Source organism: Lysobacter antibioticus, from assembly GCF_001442535.1.
In the GTDB taxonomy this organism is placed as follows: Bacteria; Pseudomonadota; Gammaproteobacteria; order Xanthomonadales; family Xanthomonadaceae; genus Lysobacter; species Lysobacter antibioticus.
Genome location: NZ_CP013141.1, coordinates 3059630 through 3080112 on the forward strand (window position 1 = coordinate 3059630; position 20483 = coordinate 3080112).

Here is a 20483-nt window from a genome sequence, read left to right on the forward strand (position 1 = left end):
AAAACCCTAGCCCAGGCCCTGCGGTCACAGCGCTCGGCGCATCGCCGTTACGTCGGAAATTTCACCCCTCGCCGGCGCCGGCTGGATTTTTTCACGCAAGCACTTGATCGGACGAAGATTTGTCCGCTACAATCGCGGGCTAACTTTTCCACCCCGCTTCTTTCACCTAATTTTTGCCGAGGTCTCTCATGAAGGTCCTGTCCTCCCTGAAGTCGGCGAAGGCCCGTCACCGCGACTGCAAAGTCGTCCGCCGCCGCGGCAAGGTCTTCGTGATTTGCAAGTCGAACCCGCGTTTCAAGGCGCGTCAGCGCTGAAACGAACCAGCTCGGTCAAAGCGCGTCAGCGCTGAAACCCGCCGGACGGCCCCTCGCCGTCCAGGTTCGAAGTCGAAAGCCGCCGCAAGGCGGCTTTCTTCATTCTTATTGCCGCCCCACCCCTCGGCTTCGCCAAACCGTGACGGCCGCACGCTGCCGTTAAGCGTCAGCTTGTGACTAGAATCCCCGCGTCCTTTGACGAGGTGGCTCTTCCATGAAATCGCGTATCGCCGTTGCCCCGCTGTTGCTCGCCCTGCTCGCCTTTTCCGGCGCCGTCTCTGCCGAGACTCTGCTGATCCAGCGCGTGCAGGAGGAAGGCAAGGCTTTGCTGCCGGCCCGTGGCCAGAGCATGGACCAGGTCAAGGCGCGCTACGGCGAGCCGACCCAGCGCATGGACCCGCGCGGCGGCCAGAAGCGGCAATGGCCGCAGATCAACCGTTGGGTCTACCCGGCTTTCACCGTCTATTTCGAGAAGAGCCGGGTGATCGACGTGGTCGCCAACAAGGCCGACGCCGAGGAAATCGGGCCGAAACCGCCTATCCTTTGAGGCTATGAATAAAAACGTATTGCGCTTCCCCGCGGAGTGGGAACCCCAGTCCGCGGTCCTGATCGCTTGGCCGAATGCCGACACCGACTGGGCCGAGCGCCTGGGCGAAGTCGAAGAAACCTACATCGCCCTGGTCGCGGCCATCGTCCGCTACCAACCCGTGCTGATCTGCGTGGCCGACGACGACGTCCAGGCCTATGCACGTGCACGCCTGTCATCGGCGCGCATCGACATGGCCTGCGTGCACTTCATCGAAGCGCCTTACGACGACACCTGGCTGCGCGACTCCGGCCCGATCAGCCTGCGCGACGGCGAAGGCTTCCGCCTGCTCGACTTCCGCTTCACCGGCTGGGGCGGCAAGTTCGACGCCAGCCAGGACGACCTGCTGGTCGAACGCCTGACCGAGATGGGAACCTTCTCGAACAGTACTCGCCAAAGCATTGATTTTGCGCTGGAAGGCGGCGCCATCGAGACCGACGGCGCCGGCACCTTGCTGAGCACCTGGCAATGCCTGCACGAACGCCACCCGCAGGCCGGCCGCGAGGAAATCACCGCCAAGCTGGCCGGCTGGCTGCAGCAGGACCGGGTGCTGTGGCTGGATCACGGTTATCTGGAAGGCGACGACACCGACGCCCACATCGACACCCTGGCCCGCTTCGCCGCGCCCGACGCCATCGTCTACCAGGGTTGCGACGACCCGGCCGATTCGCACTACGGCGAACTGCAGGCCATGGCCGCCGAACTGGCGGCGCTGCGCACCCGCGACGGCCAGCCGTATCGTCTGTTCGCGTTGCCGTGGGCGCAGCCGGTGATCGATGAAAACCGAAGGCTGGCGGCAAGTTACGCCAACTTCCTCATCATCAACGGCGCCGTGCTGATGCCGGCTTACGGCGATGCCGCCGACGCCGAAGCCCAGGCCGTGCTGGCCCGGGCCTTCCCGGATCGCGACATCGTGCCGGTGCCCTGCCGCTCGTTGATCTGGCAGAACGGCAGCCTGCATTGCGTGACGATGCAGTTGCCGCAGGGGTTGGTGGCCGGCTGAACCTCGTCGGGCGGACCGCATCCGCCCGCACTGCAACGCGACCGGGCCGACGGATCGCAACTTGTCCGCTCGGTGCGGATGCGACAACCTTGCGCGCCACATGCGCGTCGTTCGCGCATGCCGAACCAGGGGATCAGGGATGCTTCGAACCATACTCGCCGCGGGCCTCGCCCTCGCGGCCGCCGGCCTGCTGTCCGGCTGCGGCGCCGGATACTACAAGTCCAATGCCGGCGCCGGCACAGCGCAACTGAGCTTGGTCCGCGGTGCAATGCACCTGGGCGGCCGCTCGCTGCAGGTCTATTCCGCGTACCGCGACGCACAGTGCAAGGACACCTCCGGCACCGGCCGGCTCGCTGCGATGTTGACCTATACGACCTTGCGCAAAGCTGCCACGGTCGACGCCGGCCAGCGCCTCTACCTGGCGGCGGGCCTGCACGGCTATGGCGTTACCAGCTCGCCGCCCCGCGGCCCCGGTACGTTCTACGACGGACCCGGCATGTACCTGGTGCAAGGCACCTGCCTGAATCTGGTCAGCTTCGTTCCACAGCCCCAGCACGACTACGAAGTCGTGCAGGAAGAGACCGGCGCCCGCGCTTGCGAACTGCGAGTGCTGGACCGCAGCACCGGTGCGCCGCCACCGGATCTGGCCAAAGAGAACCCGAGCGCCTGCCCGCGCGATACCGCGCAATGACGCGGAGTGCTCGGCCGGGACGGCCGCGCCGGCGCGCGGCCTTACAATGACTCCCCCACGTTCGCGATCAAGCTAGAGACGATGAAGAAGACCACCCTCCCCGTCGCCCTGATCCAGGACCGCGACCACGGCTCGCGCGAAGCCAACCTGGCCAATATCGAGGCTCGCGTCGGCGAGGCGGCCAAGCGCGGCGCGCGCCTGGTGCTGCTGCAGGAACTGCACAACGGCCCGTACTTCTGCCAGCACGAGTCGGTCGCCGAGTTCGACCTGGCCGAGCCGATTCCCGGCCCGAGCACCGAGCGCCTGTCCGCTCTGGCCAAGCAACACGGCGTGGTCCTGGTCAGCTCGCTGTTCGAGCGCCGCGCGGCCGGGCTGTACCACAACACCGCGGTGGTCTATGAGGCCGACGGCTCGATCGCCGGCAAGTACCGCAAGATGCATATCCCGGACGATCCGGGCTTCTACGAGAAGTTCTACTTCACTCCGGGCGACATCGGTTTCGAGCCGATCGACACCTCGGTCGGCCGCCTCGGCGTGCTGGTGTGCTGGGACCAGTGGTACCCGGAAGGCGCGCGCCTGATGGCCCTGGCCGGCGCCGAGCTGCTGCTGTATCCGACCGCCATCGGCTGGGACCCGGACGATCAACAGGACGAAAAGGATCGCCAGCGCAATGCCTGGATCCTCAGCCATCGCGGCCACGCGGTCGCCAACGGCCTGCCGGTGCTCAGCGTAAACCGGGTCGGCCACGAGCCTTCGCCGATCGGAGCCTCGGGCATCCAGTTCTGGGGTTCGAGCCACGTGCTCGGGCCGCAGGGCGAGTTCCTGGCCGAAGCCAAGACCCAGGAGCCGGAGATCGTGATGGCCGAAGTCGACCTCGGCCGCAGCGAACACGTGCGGCGGATCTGGCCGTTCCTGCGCGATCGCCGCATCGACGCCTACGCCGATCTGCTCAAGCGGTACCGCGATTGAACGCCGACGCTCGTCCGTCGCCCTTGCTGCGTCCGGCGGTCGAGGCCGACCTCGACGCGATCACCGTGCTGTATGCGCGGGAAGTCCGTGAGGGCCTGGCGACGTACGAGTACGACGAACCCGACGCCGCCGAGATGCGCCGCCGCTGGCGCGCGATCGTCGACGCCGGCTATCCCTATCTGGTCGCCGAGCACGACGGCGCCTTCGCCGGCTATGCCTATGCCACCGCCTACCGCACCCGCATCGGCTATCGCTGGACGGTCGAGAACTCGGTCTACGTCGCTCCGGACTTCCACGGCCGCGGCATCGGCCGGGCGCTGATGCTGCGCTTGATCGAGGACTGCACCGCGCTGGGCTTCCGGCAGATGGTCGCGGTGATCGGCGACGGCAGCAACCAGGCCTCGGTGGCGTTGCACGAACGCCTGGGTTTCAAGCCCGGCGGGGTATTTCCCGGCCTGGGCCGCAAGCACGGCCGCTGGCTCGACACCGTGCAACTGGTGCGCGCGCTCGGCGACGGCGACCAGGGCGAGCCCGACGAAGGCGTGCCGGGCCTGCGCTGATCGCCACCCGGCGATGGCTTCGATGCACGCGATATCCACCGAGGCCTCGGCCTCCCTTGCCTTGAACACTCGCACGCCCGCTACCCGGACGGACTCCGGGCGCCCGCTCGTGGCCGCCGATGGCTGCGGTCCGAGTTCTCATTACATGCGGTTGCAGAGCGTTCGGAGTCGCACTGCGACCCAGGCCCGTGGCAAGGCCGGCGTCGTCCGGTAAGCTGAACGGCGATTGCCGACGAACGGTCGCAATAAAACGAACGGACGTGCTAATTTGAATTCATGTCGATGCTGACCGCCACCGTCAAAGGCGCCGCGACCCGCGACGCGATCCTCGAACAGGCCTACGGCATCGCGTCGTCGGCCGGGCTGGAAGGCTTGTCGATCGGCCCGCTGGCGGCCGCGGTCGGCATGTCCAAGAGCGGCGTGTTCGCCCACTTCGGTTCGCGCGAAGACTTGCAGCTGGCGGTGCTGGACATGGCCAGCCAGCGCTTCGTCGAATATGTGTTGCTGCCGGCACTGCAACACCCCCGCGGCCTGCCGCGGCTGCGCGCCATCGTCGATGCCTGGTTCGATTGGGCGCGCCACACCGAAGGCGGCTGCGTCCTGCTCGGCGCGGTCAGCGAGTACGACGACCGCCCCGGCTCGCTGCGCGATGCCGTGGTCGATCAACAGAAACGCTGGCACCAGGTCCTGGGCAAGGCCGTGCAACTGGCCATCGACACCGGCGAACTCGGCGCCGACACCGACACCGCCCAGCTCGCCTTCGAAATCTACGGCGTGGCCCTGGTCGTGCACCACGATTCCGGCCTGTTCGGCTACGACTCCGCGACCGAACGCGGGCGCCGCGCCTACGAGCGCCTGATCCGTTCCTACGCTTCCTCCCCCACCGCCTGAGCGACCGACGAGGTTCGTCATGTATCCGCTTATCGCCAAAATTAGCACGACCGTTCGTAACATGTTGAAACTATACGGCTTGCGCCTGGGCTTCGTGGTCGGCGCCTGGTTCGCGCCCGACGCCACCATGCACCGGGTGGCACGGTTGTTCTGTACGCCGTTCGCCTCGACCCGCAGCCGCGCCCTCGCCGCGCCGACCCACGGCGCCCGCGAGGAATCGCTGGAGGTCGACGGCCAGCGCATCGCCACCTATGTCTGGGGCGATCCGCAGCGCCAGCCCTATGTGTTGTTCGCCCACGGCTGGTCGAGCCACGGCACCCGCATCGCCAAGTGGTTGCCGGCGCTGTCCGCCGCCGGCTACGCAGTGGTGGCGTTCGACCAGCCCGCCCACGGCAAGAGCGCCGGCCGCCTCGCCACCCTGCCCGACTTCACCCGCCATCTGTTCGCGGTCGGCGAGCACTACGGTCCGGCAGCGGTGGTGATCGGCCATTCGCTCGGCGGCGCCGCGGCCTTGCTGGCGATGGCGCGCGGCATGCGCGCCGAGCGCGCGGTGCTGATCGCGCCCGCGGCCGACCCGGTCGCGGCGGTGAAGCGTTTCGCCCGCTTTTTGTGGGTCGGCGAAGACATCTGCCGGCGCCTGTTCGCCTATTACGAGGCGCATATCGGCATCAGCTTCGATTCGCAGCAGGCCCATCGCAACGCGCCCGGCATCGCCAGCCCGGCCTTGATCGTGCACGACCTGGACGACCGCGAAGTGCCGTGGGCCGAGGGCGAGCGTTATGCGCGCTACTGGCCCGATTCGCGTCTGCTCAGCACCCAGGGCCTGGGCCACAACCGCATCGCCGACGACGGCAGCGTGATCGTCGCCGCCCTGCGTTTCCTGCACGGCGAACAGGTCGGCGACAAAGTCGTGTCCAGCGAGAACCTGCCCTACGGCTTCGCCTGAACCCGGCCCAGCGGCGGCCGCCACCACCGGCCGCCGCGGCTCGATGGGAGATCCGCCGCGGCGGGCGCGCTGCACTGCCCTCCCGGCCGTTTCGTGAACGCGACCGCGTTCATTGCCGGCCCCGGTTGCAGGCTCTAAGCTCTGCCCCCATACGGTAGGAGTCGCCGCCGGCAACGCAGCGGCCTTCACCCATCGAATTCCACCCGCTTCGGCACAGACGGCGCCCATGGGCGCCGTTGTGTTTGCCGGGGCCGCCACCGGGCCGCTGCATGCATCCGTTCTCGAGTTCGTCCATCCGTCGACTGCGCGGGCTTCGCGCATGAGCGAGTCGTTGTTGGCGCCGGCGGGCGGCGTCCTGCAGGACGTGCTCGCCACGCAACCGCACGCAGTGGTCGAACGCGACGGCGTGCGCTACACCCTGCTCGGCACCGCCCACGTCTCCCAGGCCAGCGTCGATGCGGTACGCGATGCGGTCGGCAGCGGCGCCTTCGATGCGGTCGCCGTCGAACTCGATCCGCAGCGCCTGCAGGCCCTGACCGATCCCGATGCGCTGGCGCGGCTCGACCTGATCCAGGTGATCCGTTCCGGCAAGACCGCTCTGTTCGCCGCCAACCTGGCCTTGGCCGCCTATCAGCGCCGGCTCGCCGAACAGCTCGGCATCGAGCCCGGCGCCGAGCTCAAGCGCGCCGTGCTGGAAGCGCGCGAACGCGACCTGCCGGTGCACCTGATCGATCGCGAAGTCGGCCTGACCTTCAAGCGCGCCTCCTCCAAGCTCGGTTTCTGGGGCCGGGCCAAGCTCGGCGTCGGCCTGATCAGCGGCCTGTTCGCCGCCGACGAGGTCGGCGAGGAAGAGATCGAGAAACTCAAGCAAGGCGACATGCTCGAATCGAGCTTCGGCGAATTCGCCGCCGAAAGCCCGGAGCTGTACGAAACCGTGATCGCCGAGCGCGACCGCTACATGGCCGCGCGTCTGCGCGAGACCCATGGCGATGCGCGCGAAGTGCTGGCCGTGGTCGGCGCCGGCCACCTGCAAGGCCTGGCCCGGCATCTGCGCGAAGACACCGAAGACCCGGTCGCCCAGCGCACCGCGCTCGAACAGGTCACCAGCAAGAGCAAGGTGCCGTGGGTGATGATCGTGATCACCTCGCTGATCATCGCCGGCATCGCCTGGGGCTTCTGGAAAGGCGGTGCGGCGATGGGCGCCGACCTGTTGCTGCAGTGGGTGCTGTTCACCGGCGGCCTGGCTGCGCTGGGCTGCCTGCTGGCCGGCGGACATCCCTTCAGCATCATCACCGCGGCGGTGGTCGCTCCGTTGAAACCGTTCCGCCCCGGCGTACCGACCGGCGCCCTCAGCGCGCTGGTCGAAGTGCATCGGCGCAAGCCGGCCTACGGCGACTTCATGGCCTTGCGCGACGACGCGCAGACGCTAAAAGGCTGGTACCGCAACCGCGTCGCCCGCGTGGTGCTGAACTTCATGCTGACCAACATCGGCACCGGCATCGGCGTGTGGCTGGCCGGGTTCCGCATCGCGAGCAAGCTGGTCGGTTGAGGCGCCGGATTTAAGCCGGGCAGCTTCGCCGTCACCGTCTGTTGCCCCTTTTGAGTAGGGGGCAAGCGCCCGGCGCAGGATCGTTGCAGACGAGCAAACGGAGCGCGGGGGATTTGCCTTTGCGCCGACGACGCTGCGCGCAGGGCAAGTCCCCTCGCCCCCTCTTTGCAAGGGGGAATGTCACGAGGCGATCGGGGAACAGGTTGTCGGAGCGACGGAGCTCTATCCGTTTCGCTAAGGCTCAACGAATCGGCAGCTTCAGGCGCCGTCCGTTCCAGTCCAGGACCACACCGTCGGTCCTGATCGCCACCAGCACCGCGTCGCCGATGCGGCCGCCTTCGGACAGGCGCTGGCCGTCGATGATCACGAACCGCTGCGCCGGCGCATCGTTCCACATGTGCATGCTCAATTTGAGCGGCGGCAGCTGTTTGCGCTCGGCGGTGGAAAGGTCGGCGAGTTGCAGCAGGCCTTCGTTGTTGTCGGCGACCACCGGCTGCGGCGGCGCGGGCGGTGGTGCCGGCAACGGTTCCGGCGCCGCGATGGGCGGCGGCGTGGGCAAAGCTTCGGGCGCGGGCAGCGACCGCGGTGCAACCGCGACGGCATCCCGACTCGCATCCCTATCGGTACTCGCATCCGCAGGCGCCGAAGCCGGAGCGGGAACCGGAGCCGACGACGGCGGCGCCGCGACGACGGCCGGAGCCGAGGGTTGGGTCGAGGGTGAAGTTGCGGGCGCCGGCTCGACAGGAGCCGCAGACGACCCGGCGATCGCGGGCGGATCGAGACGAGGCGGCGCCGTAGTCGCCGCCGTATCGCGCCTGACGACCGGTTCTGCAGTGTTTGCGGCAGGCTCCACCGGCGGCGACGACCGGCTGCCGAACCACCAGGCGAGCGCAGCGACGACGAACGCAGCGAGCACCAGCCACCACCCGATCGGCGTGGATTGACGCTGCACGCGGGCGACCGGCGGCAGTTCCGCGTACAGGTCGGGCGACTCGCCGCGGCGGCGTTCGGCCTCGGATTTGCGCAGGGCTTCGAGAATCAACGACATCGTTTACTCCAGCACCGGCTGCAGACGCGGGCCTTCGTCGCCGGACGACAGCGCCAGCATGGTCTCCGGACCGACGACGCCGTCGCTGAGCAAACCGCGTGCGCTCTGGAAACGACGTACGTCCTCGATGCTTGCGCCGCCGGCCGCGGTCACGCCGAGCCGCGTGCGCAACCACTCGCCGCGCACACCGCCGGCGCGCGGCGACAACGACGACGCCAAGCCCTCGGGGCCGCGCCATACGGCGGCATATTCGCCGGTCCATAAACGTTCGAGTGCGGCGCGCTCGGTGTCGAATGAGGTCCCGTCCAGCGACAAACGCACCTTGCTCGCATCCACCCCGCTCAGCAGCACCCAGGGATCGCGGACGCCGAGGCGCAGATGCAGCAGCACCGGACGGCCGAACTGGATCAGTTTTTCCAGACTCGCCTCGCCGCGCAGGCAATAGACTCCGGGAGCGATAGGAGGGATACATCGCGACGCTGTGGCGACGGCAGCCTCATCCGTCGGCAGCTTCCACTCGCTCAGCAACTGCCGCCATGCCGGCAGCGAAGCGACCTCGGCCGCAGCGATACGCTGCGCGAATGCGGTCTCGTCCAAATGCGGCGTTGCAGTCGGGTCGTTCGCCCCGGCCGGCAGTTCCGCGCCCGGTTCGGCCTTCGCCTCCGATGGCGTCTTATCCGCAGCCGTGGCTCCGGTCTGGTCACCCGGCTTGGCCGGCGTCTTCGCGATGAGCGCGTTGTTCCCCGCCCCGGCCCGGCCTGTCGATGCGTTGGCTGTGGCCGAGCGTGGCTGCGTCCACCACCACAGCGCGCCGAGCGCCAACGCCGCGATGGCGGCGGCAGACAGGATGGCGAGGCGCTGGTGCGAAACGCCCCGCTGGCTGGGCGCCAGCGCTTCGGCCGCGGCCCGGTTCACGGTGCTCTCGTCGACCTGGATGTTGTCGTGTGCGTAACCGCCGAGCAAGGCGCGCTCGGCGATCACGTTGATCAGTCTCGGCACGCCGCCGGAGTGCGCGTGAATGCGCTTGATCGCGCCGGGCGTGAACGGCAGGCGTTGCCCGCCCGCGATGCGATAGCGATGGCGCAGAAACGCCGTGGTTTCGTCTGCGCTCAACGGGGTCAAGTGGAAGCGCGCGGTGATGCGCTGCGAGAGTTGGCGCATGTCGGGGCGCGCGAGCATGACGCGCAACTCCGGCTGGCCGAGCAGAATGATCTGCAGCAGCTTCTGCGTATCGGTTTCCAGGTTGGTCAGCAGCCGCACCTGCTCCAGCGCTTCCAACGAGAGGTTTTGCGCTTCGTCGATGATCAACACCACCCGCAGGCCCTGCGCATAGGCGCCGAGCAGGTAGGCATTGAGCGCATCGACCAAGGCCTTGACGCTGCCGCGCTTGCCGGCGAGGTCGAGGTGCAATTCCTCGCAGATCGTTTCCAACAGCTCGACCGGGGTCAACCGCGGATTCAGCACCAGGGCAACGTGGGTCTTCTCGGGCAGTTGTTCCAGCAGCAACCGGCACAGGGTGGTCTTGCCGGTGCCGACTTCGCCGGTGAGCTGGACGAAACCGCCGCCCCCGCCCTGGCCGATTCCGAACAGCAGGTGCGCCAGCGCGTCCCGGTGGCGCTCGCTCAGAAACACGAAGCGCGGATCGGGGGTGATCGAGAACGGCGGCTCCTTCAGGCCATAGTGCTCGAGGTACATGCGCGTCGTCGTGGCTTTGAGGCGTCTAGCCTGCCATGAAATCGTATTGGGCGCGCCCTGCCCTCGTCGGGATTGCGCGCTGCACAAACGGAACGTGCGCTCCGGCCGGTTTCAGCTTCTGCAGCGCCCAGGCCCCGGTGGAAGAGATACACAAGCGCCCCGACCTCAGCCGGGGCACGCTTCAGGCGGGTGCTGGCCGTGTCAGCCGCAAGGCAGGGTGATAATCACCAAAATTTCGTTGACGCGTTGGCACAGGCCGATACCGCCGTCGCTGGCGAACGCCGAACTCGCGAAACCGGTCAGCATCGCCGCCAGGGTCAGAACCGCCGTGGTCTTCTTGCGCATCTTTCCTCCATGAGATGTGGCGCACGGCTCCATCGCCGTGCGCCACCACGCTAACGACCCGCAACAGCGGCGTCAACGCGCGGCTCAGACCTGTTGTGACGCCGTGCCCGCTTCGGCCGGCACGCCGCGTGCGCGTCGTACCAGCTTGGCGCTGCCGCTGCGCAGGTCGTCGAGGATGGCGTAGATGGTCGGCAGGAACAGCAGGCTGACCACGGTCGAAAACGCCAGGCCGCCGGCGATCGCGCGCGCCATCGGGAAGTACGGCGGCATATTGCCGCTGGTCTTGGTCGACAACGCGATCGGCACCATCGCCAGGATCGCCGTACCCATCGTCATCAGGATCGGGCGCAGGCGTTCGCGGCTGCCTTCGACCAGTGCCTCGGTGCGCGACAGGCCCCGACGGCGGAGGTTGTTGATGTGCTCGATCATGACGATGCCGTTATTCACCACCACGCCCATCAGCACCAGCACGCCGATGAAGGACATGATCCCGAAGGTGGTACCGGTGATCCAGAACAGCCAGAACACCCCGAACACCGAGAACAGCACGCCGCTCATGATCGCCGAGGGGAACAACAGCGATTCGAATACGGCCGCCATCACCACGTAGATCATGATCAGGGCAATCAGCAGGTTGAACAGCATCTGCTGGTTGGCCTCGTCGTCGCGCTGGAACGCACTGCCGTCGAAGGAATAGCTGTAGCCGGGCGGGAACGCGACCCGCTTGAGGATCGCTTCCATCTCCTTGCGCGCCTCGGGCACGGTGACCTTGTCGCCGAGGTTGGACTTGATGGTCAACGTGGTCTGGCGGTTGACCCGGCTGACCTGGCTCGCCGAGGGATGCACGTCGACCTCGACCATGCTCAACAGCGGCACGCTGCGGCCGTCGGGCGCCCGCACGGTGAAGGACGCGATCTCGGCGGTGCTGAACTGATCGGCACCGGCGAAGCGCGCCCATACCTGCACCTCGCTGTCGCCGCGGCGGAACTCGCGCAGTGTGGCGCCGCGCAAGGCCAGACCGACGAACTTGGATACCTCGTCGGCGCTGAAACCGAACGCGGCGGCGCGTTCGCGGTCGACCCTGATGCGCAGCTCGTTATTGCGGTCGCCGGCTTCGACGCGGACGTCGCGAAAGCGCGGGCTGCGCGCAAGGATCGGCACGATGTCCTGGCCCAGCCGTTCGAGCATGGCGCTGGAATCGCCGACCAATTGCACCTGCACCTGGTTCTGCTGGCCCTGATCGCCCTCGTCGCCGATGCCGATGCCGGCGCGAGCCGATTTCGGCAAGCCCTTGCTGATCTCGTCGGTGATCGGCTTGGTCTTCTTGACCAGCTCCTTGTCGAAGGTGATGACCGTATTGGCGTCGCCGTCTTCGCTGTAGTAGGAGTAGACCTGGGTGATGTGGAATTTTTTGCGGTTGGCGTCGAGATAATCCTCGATCCGCTTGACCTCGTCCGACATCTGCTCCTTGGTATAGCTGCCCTTCCACTGGTAGTAAACGCGGGCGCTGTCGCCGCCCTCGCCGCCGAACATGTCGTACTTGATCTGGGTCATCGGCAGGATGCTGATCGCGATGATCAGCACGATGCCGAACACGCTCCAGCCGCGGTGATCCAGGCTCCAGCGCAATAGCCGGGCATAGTTGCGCTGCAGGTAAGGAATGAGGCCGGTGCTGCGGTTGATGGTCGGCGGCGTCTTGAGCCGCGCCGAGATCATCGGAATCAGGCTCACCGCGACCAGCCACGAGGCCAACAGCGAGACCGAGATCGTGATCGCGAGCTGCGACATGAAGATCTTGATCTGGTTGGTATCGCCGAACAGATTCGGCACGAACACGATGCAGTGGCACAACGTACCCGCCGACAGGGCGATGGCGACGTGGCGAGTGCCGATCACCGAGGCGAGCCGCGGCTGATCCGGCATCTTCTCGCGTTCCTGATAGATGCTCTCGACCACCACCACGGCGTTGTCGACCAGCATGCCGACCGCCAGCAGCAGGCCCATCATGGTCAGAATGTTGAGAGTCACGCCGACGAAGTACATGAAACCCAGGGTGATCACGAAACAGATCGGGATCGCCAGGGTCACCATCAACGTCGACGGCCAATGGCGCAGGAAGAAGAACAGCACCGCCATCGACAGCACCAGGCCGACCGCGCCTGCCTCGGCCAGCTCCAGCAGCGAGCTGGTGACCTCCTCGCCTTCGTTGGAAATGATCTTGAACTGCACCCCGCGCAAGGCCGACTCGGACTTGATCTTCTCGACCTCGGCCAGCGCCAGGCTCGACACCTCGACCAGATTGGCGCTGCGGTCCTTGAAGATGTCCAGGCCGACCGCCGGCTTGCCGTCGAGGCGTCGGCCGTAGGCCATGCGTTTGGGTTTGTAGCGGACCTCGGCGATGTCGCCCAGACGGGTGCCGTTGGTGCCGATGACCAGGTCGCGCAACTGCTGCAAGTCGGTGATTTCGCCGACCGGCTGCACCCGCAAACGGCGGCCGCCATCCTCGATCTCGCCGGCCGAGACCGAAAAGTTGACCGCCTGCAGGCGCGTGGTCAACTCATTGAGGCTGATGTTGTGCGCGGTCAGCCGGTCCGGCGCGATCGCGATCTCGACTTCGTTCGGCGAGACGCCGGAGATTTCGACCTTGGCCACCCCGGGCAGGCGCTCGATACGACGCTTGAACTCGCGGTCGATCAGCTCGTAGGAGCCGGACAGGTCGTGCTCGCCGGCCAGGCGGATGCGCAAGAAAGCCTGATCGGTCGTGGAGAACTTGAACACGAAGTAGCGCTGCAGATCGTCCGGCAGGTCGCTGCGGATCGCATCGATGCGCTCGCGCGCCTCGGAGGCCGCGATGGCGATGTCGCGTTCCCAGTCGGCGAATTCGATCACCACCTCGGCACTGTCCGCGCGCGCCGTCCCCTCCATGCGCTTGATGCCGGTCATCGTCGACAACGCGTCTTCGGTCGGGCGCAGCACCGTGCGCTCGACCTCTTCCGGGGTCGAGCCGGTGTACGGCATCTGCACCACCAGGAACGGGAACGAGACCGATGGGAAGGCCTCCAGCGGCAGGCGCACCGCCGCGATCAGGCCGATCACGAACATCGACACGAAGGCCATGATGACCGTGACCGGGCGCCGGATGCTGAACTCAGCAACGCTCATCCTGGGTGCTCCTCAGGCCTGGCCCGGCTGGGGGCCGTGCGGCGGATGATGCAGGTCGGCGTCGTGCAAAGGCGCCTGCTCGTCGTGGATGTGTTCGGCGACCGCGTTGGAGTCTCGGCGAGCGCGGCGAGCGCGCTCGCGGTAGTGCTCGTCGGAACGGCGGTCGAGCAAGTCGTACACCACCGGAATGACCAGCAAGGTCAGCAGGGTCGAAACGAGCAGGCCGCCGATCACCGTGATCGCCATCGGCGCGCGCACCTCGGCGCCTTCGCCGGTGGCGATCGCCAGCGGCAGGAAGCCGAACAGGGTGCAGGTGGTGGTCATCACGATCGGGCGCAGTCGCGAACGCGCGCCTTCGATCAAGGCCTCGCGCTTGGGCGTGCCGTGCTCGCGCAACTGGTTGACCTTGTCGATCAGGATGATCGCGTTCTTGACCACCAGGCCGACCAGCAGGATCAGACCGATGAATACCACCACCGATATCGGCGAACGAGTCATGACCAGGGCCAACACCGCGCCGACCAGGGCCAGCGGGATGGTGAACAAGATCACGAACGGATGCAGCAACGACTCGAACTGCGAGGCCATCACCAGATACACCAGGAAGATCGCCAGGCCGAACGCGAACAGCAGCGAGTTGATCGACTGCTGCAATTCCTCGCCCTGGCCGCCGATGTGCATGCCGATTTCCGCGCCGAGCGGTTGCTCGGCGACCATCCGGTTGACCTCGTCGATGGCGCCGCCGAGGTCGATCTCGCGCAGGTTGGCCGAGACGATGGCCACCCTCACTTGATCGGCTCGATGGATCTCGCTGGGGCCGGTGGTCGAGACCACGTCGGCGACCGAGCTCAGGGTCACCGGCCGGCTGCTGCCCGGATTGACGATCAAACGACGGATGCTTTCCAGCGAGGCGCGGTCGGATTCGCGCGCCCGCACCAGCACGTCGATCTTGCGGTCGCGAAAGCTGTAACGCGTGGCGACTTCGCCGCGCACCTTCTTCACCACCGCGTCGGCGATCTGGCGCGTGGTCAGGCCGAGCGCACCGGCCCGATCCTGATCGAAGCGGATCTGGATCTCCGGGAAGCCCTGCTCCACGGTCGACTTGACGTCGGCGTAGTGCGGGTTGGCGCGCAGCATCGCCGCCATGCGCTGGCCGGCGCGCTGGATGGTCTCCAGGTCCTGGCCGCGCAGTTCGATTTCCAGCGGGGTCGAGAAACTGAACAACTGCGGACGAGCGAAGCCGACCTGAGCCGACGGATGCGCACGCATGGTTTCGCGCAAGCGTTCGGTCTCGCCCGCCTCGACTTCCTTGCTGCCGCCGTCGGCCATCACCACGGTGAGCTTGCCGATGTTCTCGCCGCTCTCGGTCGGGTTGGCGTCCAGACGAGTGCCGCTGCCGCTGACGCCGAACAGCGCGCGGATGCCGGGGTCCTTGTCGTGCTTGAGCTGCAGCTCGCGCACCAGCTTGTCGGTCTCGCGCAGCGGCGTGCCGGGCGGCAGCTTGACCGTCATCTCGAAGCGGTCCTGGGCCAGCTGCGGAATCAGGTCGGTGCCGAGCAAGGGCACCGTCGCGATCGTCGCGACGAAGGCGGCGCCGGCCAGCAGCAGCACCAGGACCGGTCGGCCCAACGCCGCCGGCAACAGTTTCAGATAAGTACTTTCGGCGCGGCCGTACGGCGCCATCGCCAGATCGCTGGCCTTGCGCATCACCGGGCCGGTCACTGCGGCGAGAATGCGCCAGGCGCGCACCACCGCCCAGGCGATGCCGAAGAAGGTCCAGCGGACCGCCGCGACGATCGCGAGGAACGGCCATGCCAGCACCTTCGTCACCTGGCTGCGCGGCTGCCAGCGCGGATGCGGCGCTTCTTCCTGGAAACCCATCGCCGGCCGTCCGCGCAATGCGCTCAGCATCGGGATCAAGGTCATCGACACGATCAGCGAGATGCCGATCGCCAGAGCCACGGTCAACGCCTGGTCGCGGAACAACTGGCCGGCGATGCCTTCGACGAACACCAGCGGCAGGAACACCGCGATCGTGGTCAGGGTCGAGGCGACCACCGCCATGCTGACCTCGCGGGTGCCGGTAACGGCCGCTTCGAGAATGCCGAGCCCGCGTTCGCGCGCCTTGGCGATACTTTCGAGCACCACGATCGAGTCGTCGACCACCAGGCCGGTGGCCAGGGCCAAGCCGCCGAGCGACATCACGTTGAGGCTCAGGTCGAGCTGGCCCATGAAGAAAAAGGTGGTCACGATCGAGACCGGCAGCGACAGGCCGATCACGAAGGTGCTCCAGCCATCGCGCAGGAACAGGAAGATGATCAGGATCGCGAGCAGGCCGCCGATCACCGCGTCCTTCTTGACGTCGGCGATGGCGTGGCGGATGAACTGCGACTGGTCGTCGATCGTGGTCAGCTCGACGTCGGCCGGGATCTGCGACTTGATCGCCTCCAGCCGCGCCTGGATGGCGTCGGCGCTGGCCACGGTATTCGCGTCGCCTTCCTTGTAGATCGCCAGCTCCACCGCTTCCTTGCCGGCCAGGCGGATGATCGCTTCGCGCTCCTTATAGCCTTGGCGGACTTCGGCGATGTCCTTCAATCGCACCGGCTTGCCGCCGGCCGGCGTGCTCTGCTCGCCCGAGGACGCGCTCTGCACCGAGGCCGCGGCGGCCATGGCGTCGGCCGACCCGGATGCAGCGGCGACTCGCGCCATTTCCGCGGCCGCGTCCGCGGCGGCGTTGCCGCCGGCCGCCTGCGTCGTGACCAGCATCTCGCGGATTTCCGGCACGGTCGCGAACTGATTGACGGTGCGCACCAGATAACGCTGGTTGCCTTCCTGCAGGCTGCCGCCGGAGATATTGATGTTCTCCTGCTGCAGGCGCTGGATGACGGTGTCGATCGGCAGATTGAGCTGGGAAATCTTCTGCTGGTCGATATCGACCTGGATCTCGTCCTCGAGACCGCCGCCGACCTTGACCGCGGCGACGCCATCGACCGGTTCGAGTTTCTTCTTCAGATCGTCGTCGGCGTAACGGCGCAGCTCGGTCAGGCGCCGGATCGCATCGGTATCGTCGGCCGCCGCGCCCTTATTGGACAGGGCGATGCGCAGGATCGGCTCGGTCGAAGGATTGAAACGCAGCAGCACCGGCTTCTTCACTTCCAGCGGCAACTGCACGACTTCCATCTTGTCGCGCACCTCCAGGCTGGCCTGGTCCATGTCGGTGCCCCAGGCGAACTCCAGCACCACGTCGCTCTGGCCGGTGCGCGAGACCGACTTGAGCTTGCGCAAGCCCTTGACCACGCCGAGCGCCTCTTCCAGAGGCTCGGTCACCAGGGTCTCGATTTCGGTCGGCGCCGCGCCGGTGTACTCGGTGCGCACGGTCAGGGTCGGATAACTCAGATCCGGCAGCAGGTTGACCTTGAGGCTGTTGAGGGCGATCACGCCGAACAGCAGGAAAGTGATGGTCACCATCGCCACCGTGACCCGGCGGCGGGTGGAGAATTCCACCAGATTGAAGGACGTCGCGTCCGAAGGCTGAGCCACAGTCAGTCCCCACGTTCTTTAAGTGTTATGTGGGCCGGCGCCGCGGCGGACCGCGGCGGCGGCAAGGGCGCGCGTACCACGCGCGCTTGCTTACTGTTTCTGTGCGGCCGGCTTCGCGGCGGCGACTTCACGCGGCGCGGACGGGCCGATCAACTGCACCTCGGTGCCCTCGCGCAGCGCGGTCTTGCCGGCCACCACGACCTGCTCGCCGAGCTTGAGGCCGTCGCGGACCTCGGCCCAGGCGCCGTCGAGATAGCCCAGCTTGACCGGGACCCGCGAGACCTTCTTGCCGCGCACCACGAACACCGCCGGGTCGCCCTCGTCGTCGAGCAGCGCCGCGCGCGGCACGACCAGCGCGTCGGCGCGGTTGTCGTAGTCGATGCGCAGGCGGCCGAACATGCCGGGCTGTAGCGTGCCGCCGCCTTCGAAGGCGCAGATCACCCGGAAGGTGCCGCTGCCGGAATCGACCACCGGGGCGACGCGGTCGACCGTGCCGGTGAAGACCTTGCCGGGCATGGCATCGACCTGCATCTGCACCGGCAGGCCGGCCTTGAGCGTGGCCAGCTCGCGTTCGGGCACGTTGAGCGTGGCCTCCAGGCGCGAGGTGTCGACGATGCGGATGATCGGCGAGTTGATCTGGACGAAGTTGCCGGTCTTGATCGAACGCGAGGCGACGATGCCCGAGATCGGCGCTTCGACCTTGGCGTAGGACAACTCCAGGTTCGCCATGCGATTGGCGGCGCGGGCGTTCTCCAGGTCGTAGCGCAGTTGGTCGTTGTCGTTGGCGCTCAGCAGGCGTTGTTCGGCCAGTTGCTTGGAACGGGCGTAGTTGGCCTCGAGCTTGCGCATGGTGGCGTTGGTCTGGGCGGCCTGCAGCTCGGCGCGCGCCGAGTCGAGCCGCACCAGTACCTGGCCGGCCTGGACGTGCTGGCCTTCCTCGACCATCACCGCGAGCGCCACCCCCGAGGTCTTGGCCACCACCTGCGATTCGGCCCGTGCCTCCAGCGGCGCGGTACCGGTGTAGCTGGCCGCGATCGCGCGCCGCGTCGCCTGGGCGACCTCGACCGGAACCGCTTCCGATGCTTTGTCCTTGGCTTCCTTGGCCTGCGCTTCCGCAGCGCCGGCACCGCCCTTGCAGGCCGACAGGCCAAGCACACAGGCCAGGGCCAGGGCGGCGACTGCCACCGTGCCGCCCATTGCCGGACCGCTCTTGCGGATATTGGTGAGTTGACGCATTCGAGACGACCCCAAGCTCTAGTTTTTTCGTCGGTTACCGGTCGTATGCCGGTGTTGTATATAGGTATATCACCGGCCCTGAAAACCACCATCCGCCGAAGGTAATGGTGACTGGAGCCATGCATTTATTCTGAGGCACGGTAAGCGCGAGCGATGCCGATCGCGCGCCTGCGGCGGCCTCGGGCGGCACGCCCTCGCCGCCCTGCGAGTATGGATGCGCTCAAGGACGACTTCGTTGCAGTCGCATGGCCGGCTATACTCGCCGACTTATGCGCGGCTCCGGCCCTGCACAGCCAGCCACCACCTTTCGCTAGCCATTCGAGATTGCGGACTAGACATGATGCGACCGCTGACGATCGCCGCCTGCTTTGCCCTGACCCTGGCCGCCATGACGGCACACGCTCAGGAACCCGCCAAGGCGCCGGCCCCCACCCCCGCCGCCGTTGCGGCCACTCCGGCCGCCGCGCCGGCCATCAAGGGCAATGCCGAGACCGGCCGCCAACTGACCTATACCTGCCAGGGCTGCCACGGCGTCACCGGCTATAAGAACGCGTACCCGAACTATCACGTTCCCAAAATCGTCGGGCAGTCGCCGGAATACCTGACGAATGCGCTGACCGAATACAAGAAAGGCACGCGCAAGCACCCGACGATGCAGGCCCAGGCTCAGAGCTTCTCCGACCAGGACATCGCCGATATCGCCGCCTTCCTTTCCAGCGCCAAGTGAGCCGCCCCATGACGAACCCCAGCTTCTTCAAGAGCGGCCTCGCCATCGCCCTGTTCTCGGTCCTGACCCTCGCCGCCTGCTCGCAGGGCGGTGAAGTCCCGGCCGGCCATTCTTCGGCCGACCGCGACGCCGGCCACACTTCGTCGTCGGCGGGCCTGCCGGCCGGCAACGTCGCCGCGGGCGAGAAGCTCGCCAGCGTCAAGGGCAAGGCCACCGGCCAGTCCTGTGTCGATTGCCACGGCGCCGAAGGCAATGCGCCGATCGACCCGACCTACCCGAAGCTCGCCGGCCAGTACCACGACTACATCGCCCACTCGCTGCAGATGTACCGCGACGGCGACCGCGAACATGCGTTGATGTCGAGCCAGGCCAAGGATCTCAACGACCAGCAGATCGCCGACCTCTCCGCCTACTTCGGTTCGCGCGAGAAAGGCCAGCTGCGCGACCTGCACGGCATCCACTGAGCCATAGCGCGGCCTCGCCGCGCCATCGATCAGAAAGAAACGGCCCGCATCAGCGGGCCGTTTTCGTTTGCGGCGGCGTTTGCGGAAGAGCCGCTGCGGCCTGAGCCCTTGCGAACTCGCTATCGCGGCAACCAGCGCAGCCAACCCCCTGGAACTCGCATCCACTCCAGCGACCGCCCTCACCCGCCCGGCGGCGGCCGCACACTGCCGTTGTCTTCCTGCAGATGCGGCTTGAACGGAATATCCGGCGGCGGGCGCGCGGTGGCCGGTTGCTCGTTGAGGTTCGGGTCGTTGATGCCGCAACTGCCGCCGAGCATCAGCAGCGCGACCGAACACTGGATGCTTTTGCCCTTGCTGCCCGGGATCGGAATCATCACCGTCTGCACGCTGCGCCGGACCCATTCGGCCAACAGGGTTTCGTTCGGGCGCCAGTACTTGTCGAGCGCGGTCGGCTCGTAATCGGTGGGCTTGCGCCGCAACCAGGTGCCGGCGCGGTCGAGGTCCTTGATCTCGGCGGTGATCGTGCCCGGCGGTTTGCCCGGCGAAGCCGAGCCCGGCGCATCGGCCAGGCGCACGCTGCCGTCGCTGTTGTACAGGCCTGGGGTGTCGCCGCGCTGCCCACCTGGCTGGTTGCGGGTGGAGTCGCCCCAGTCGTCGCCGCGCTTCGGCGTCGACCAGGTCCCGGGCGCGGGCGTCGGCTTCGGACCGGCGCCGGCGGTCGCCGCCGGCGGGCTGGAACTCGCGGCCGGGGCCGAAC

17 protein-coding genes are annotated in these 20483 nt (G+C 67.2%); 11 read left to right on the plus strand and 6 right to left on the minus strand.

The features are described from left to right. The first annotated feature begins 188 nt into the window (after positions 1-188). The 9 genes from ykgO (at position 189) to GLA29479_RS12475 (ending at position 7509) form a co-directional block, all read left to right on the plus strand. Positions 189-314, plus strand: a complete 126-nt coding sequence (gene ykgO / locus GLA29479_RS12430; protein ID WP_010342887.1) for a type B 50S ribosomal protein L36 — start codon at positions 189-191, stop codon at positions 312-314. A gap of 214 nt (positions 315-528) precedes the next feature. After that, on the plus strand, positions 529-861 hold the full coding sequence (locus GLA29479_RS12435) for a hypothetical protein (RefSeq protein WP_057917761.1): 333 nt from the start codon (positions 529-531) through the stop codon (positions 859-861). 4 nt (positions 862-865) lie between these two features. Then, positions 866-1903 (plus strand): agmatine deiminase family protein, encoded by a 1038-nt coding sequence (locus GLA29479_RS12440; protein WP_057917760.1) that lies wholly within the window; start codon positions 866-868, stop codon positions 1901-1903. Positions 1904-2042: 139 nt separating this feature from the next. Further along, positions 2043-2594, plus strand: a complete 552-nt coding sequence (locus tag GLA29479_RS12445; protein ID WP_057917759.1) for a hypothetical protein — start codon at positions 2043-2045, stop codon at positions 2592-2594. Between the two features lie 81 nt (positions 2595-2675). Then, positions 2676-3563, plus strand: a complete 888-nt coding sequence (locus GLA29479_RS12450; protein WP_057917758.1) for a carbon-nitrogen hydrolase — start codon at positions 2676-2678, stop codon at positions 3561-3563. Then, positions 3560-4123: a GNAT family N-acetyltransferase gene (locus GLA29479_RS12455; protein WP_057917757.1), complete on the plus strand. Its 564-nt coding sequence runs from the start codon at positions 3560-3562 to the stop codon at positions 4121-4123. Before GLA29479_RS12450 ends, GLA29479_RS12455 begins: the two co-directional genes overlap by 4 nt. A gap of 282 nt (positions 4124-4405) precedes the next feature. Continuing rightward, positions 4406-5014: a TetR/AcrR family transcriptional regulator gene (locus GLA29479_RS12465; RefSeq protein ID WP_338039928.1), complete on the plus strand. Its 609-nt coding sequence runs from the start codon at positions 4406-4408 to the stop codon at positions 5012-5014. Between the two features lie 61 nt (positions 5015-5075). Beyond that, a complete protein-coding gene (locus tag GLA29479_RS12470) occupies positions 5076-5960 on the plus strand; it encodes an alpha/beta hydrolase (RefSeq protein WP_237051771.1) in 885 nt (294 codons plus the stop codon). Positions 5961-6279: 319 nt separating this feature from the next. Beyond that, a complete protein-coding gene (locus tag GLA29479_RS12475) occupies positions 6280-7509 on the plus strand; it encodes a TraB/GumN family protein (protein ID WP_057973186.1) in 1230 nt (409 codons plus the stop codon). A 241-nt stretch (positions 7510-7750) separates the two neighbouring features. Here the strand turns inward: GLA29479_RS12475 and GLA29479_RS25975 are convergent, their stop codons facing one another. The 6 genes from GLA29479_RS25975 to GLA29479_RS12500 all read right to left on the minus strand — a co-directional run bounded on the left by GLA29479_RS25975 (position 7751) and on the right by GLA29479_RS12500 (position 18535). Continuing rightward, the gene (locus GLA29479_RS25975) at positions 7751-8557 is read right to left on the minus strand and encodes a general secretion pathway protein GspB (RefSeq protein WP_057971768.1); all 807 of its coding nucleotides are present in this window, start codon (positions 8555-8557) and stop codon (positions 7751-7753) included. A 3-nt stretch (positions 8558-8560) separates the two neighbouring features. Beyond that, positions 8561-10339 (minus strand): ExeA family protein, encoded by a 1779-nt coding sequence (locus tag GLA29479_RS12485; protein WP_144436504.1) that lies wholly within the window; start codon positions 10337-10339, stop codon positions 8561-8563. Between the two features lie 114 nt (positions 10340-10453). Beyond that, positions 10454-10597, minus strand: a complete 144-nt coding sequence (locus GLA29479_RS25265; RefSeq protein ID WP_169795653.1) for a hypothetical protein — start codon at positions 10595-10597, stop codon at positions 10454-10456. 84 nt (positions 10598-10681) lie between these two features. Continuing rightward, entirely contained in the window at positions 10682-13759 is a 3078-nt protein-coding gene (locus tag GLA29479_RS12490; RefSeq protein ID WP_057917751.1) for an efflux RND transporter permease subunit, read from the minus strand. A 12-nt stretch (positions 13760-13771) separates the two neighbouring features. Further along, the gene (locus GLA29479_RS12495; RefSeq protein WP_248842727.1) at positions 13772-17299 is read right to left on the minus strand and encodes an efflux RND transporter permease subunit; all 3528 of its coding nucleotides are present in this window, start codon (positions 17297-17299) and stop codon (positions 13772-13774) included. 90 nt (positions 17300-17389) lie between these two features. Next, complete coding sequence (locus GLA29479_RS12500) at positions 17390-18535, minus strand: efflux RND transporter periplasmic adaptor subunit (protein ID WP_057971770.1); 1146 nt, start codon at positions 18533-18535, stop codon at positions 17390-17392. A gap of 340 nt (positions 18536-18875) precedes the next feature. On the opposite strand from GLA29479_RS12500, the gene GLA29479_RS12505 reads away from it, so the two are divergent. Next, entirely contained in the window at positions 18876-19262 is a 387-nt protein-coding gene (locus GLA29479_RS12505; RefSeq protein WP_057920024.1) for a c-type cytochrome, read from the plus strand. Positions 19263-19270: 8 nt separating this feature from the next. Further along, positions 19271-19726, plus strand: coding sequence for a c-type cytochrome (locus tag GLA29479_RS12510; RefSeq protein ID WP_057917749.1), 456 nt, complete (start codon positions 19271-19273; stop codon positions 19724-19726). Positions 19727-20483: the final 757 nt, after the last annotated feature.

Coding starts and splice junctions, on each gene's coding strand:
- ykgO (WP_010342887.1), top strand. CDS start 189: ATGAAGGTCCTGTCCTCCCTGAAGTCGGCGAAGGCCCGTCACCGCGAC.
- GLA29479_RS12435 (WP_057917761.1), top strand. CDS start 529: ATGAAATCGCGTATCGCCGTTGCCCCGCTGTTGCTCGCCCTGCTCGCC.
- GLA29479_RS12440 (WP_057917760.1), top strand. CDS start 866: ATGAATAAAAACGTATTGCGCTTCCCCGCGGAGTGGGAACCCCAGTCC.
- GLA29479_RS12445 (WP_057917759.1), top strand. CDS start 2,043: ATGCTTCGAACCATACTCGCCGCGGGCCTCGCCCTCGCGGCCGCCGGC.
- GLA29479_RS12450 (WP_057917758.1), top strand. CDS start 2,676: ATGAAGAAGACCACCCTCCCCGTCGCCCTGATCCAGGACCGCGACCAC.
- GLA29479_RS12465 (WP_338039928.1), top strand. CDS start 4,406: ATGCTGACCGCCACCGTCAAAGGCGCCGCGACCCGCGACGCGATCCTC.
- GLA29479_RS12470 (WP_237051771.1), top strand. CDS start 5,076: ATGTTGAAACTATACGGCTTGCGCCTGGGCTTCGTGGTCGGCGCCTGG.
- GLA29479_RS12475 (WP_057973186.1), top strand. CDS start 6,280: ATGAGCGAGTCGTTGTTGGCGCCGGCGGGCGGCGTCCTGCAGGACGTG.
- GLA29479_RS25975 (WP_057971768.1), bottom strand. CDS start 8,557: ATGTCGTTGATTCTCGAAGCCCTGCGCAAATCCGAGGCCGAACGCCGC.
- GLA29479_RS25265 (WP_169795653.1), bottom strand. CDS start 10,597: ATGCGCAAGAAGACCACGGCGGTTCTGACCCTGGCGGCGATGCTGACC.
- GLA29479_RS12490 (WP_057917751.1), bottom strand. CDS start 13,759: ATGAGCGTTGCTGAGTTCAGCATCCGGCGCCCGGTCACGGTCATCATG.
- GLA29479_RS12500 (WP_057971770.1), bottom strand. CDS start 18,535: ATGCGTCAACTCACCAATATCCGCAAGAGCGGTCCGGCAATGGGCGGC.
- GLA29479_RS12505 (WP_057920024.1), top strand. CDS start 18,876: ATGCGACCGCTGACGATCGCCGCCTGCTTTGCCCTGACCCTGGCCGCC.
- GLA29479_RS12510 (WP_057917749.1), top strand. CDS start 19,271: ATGACGAACCCCAGCTTCTTCAAGAGCGGCCTCGCCATCGCCCTGTTC.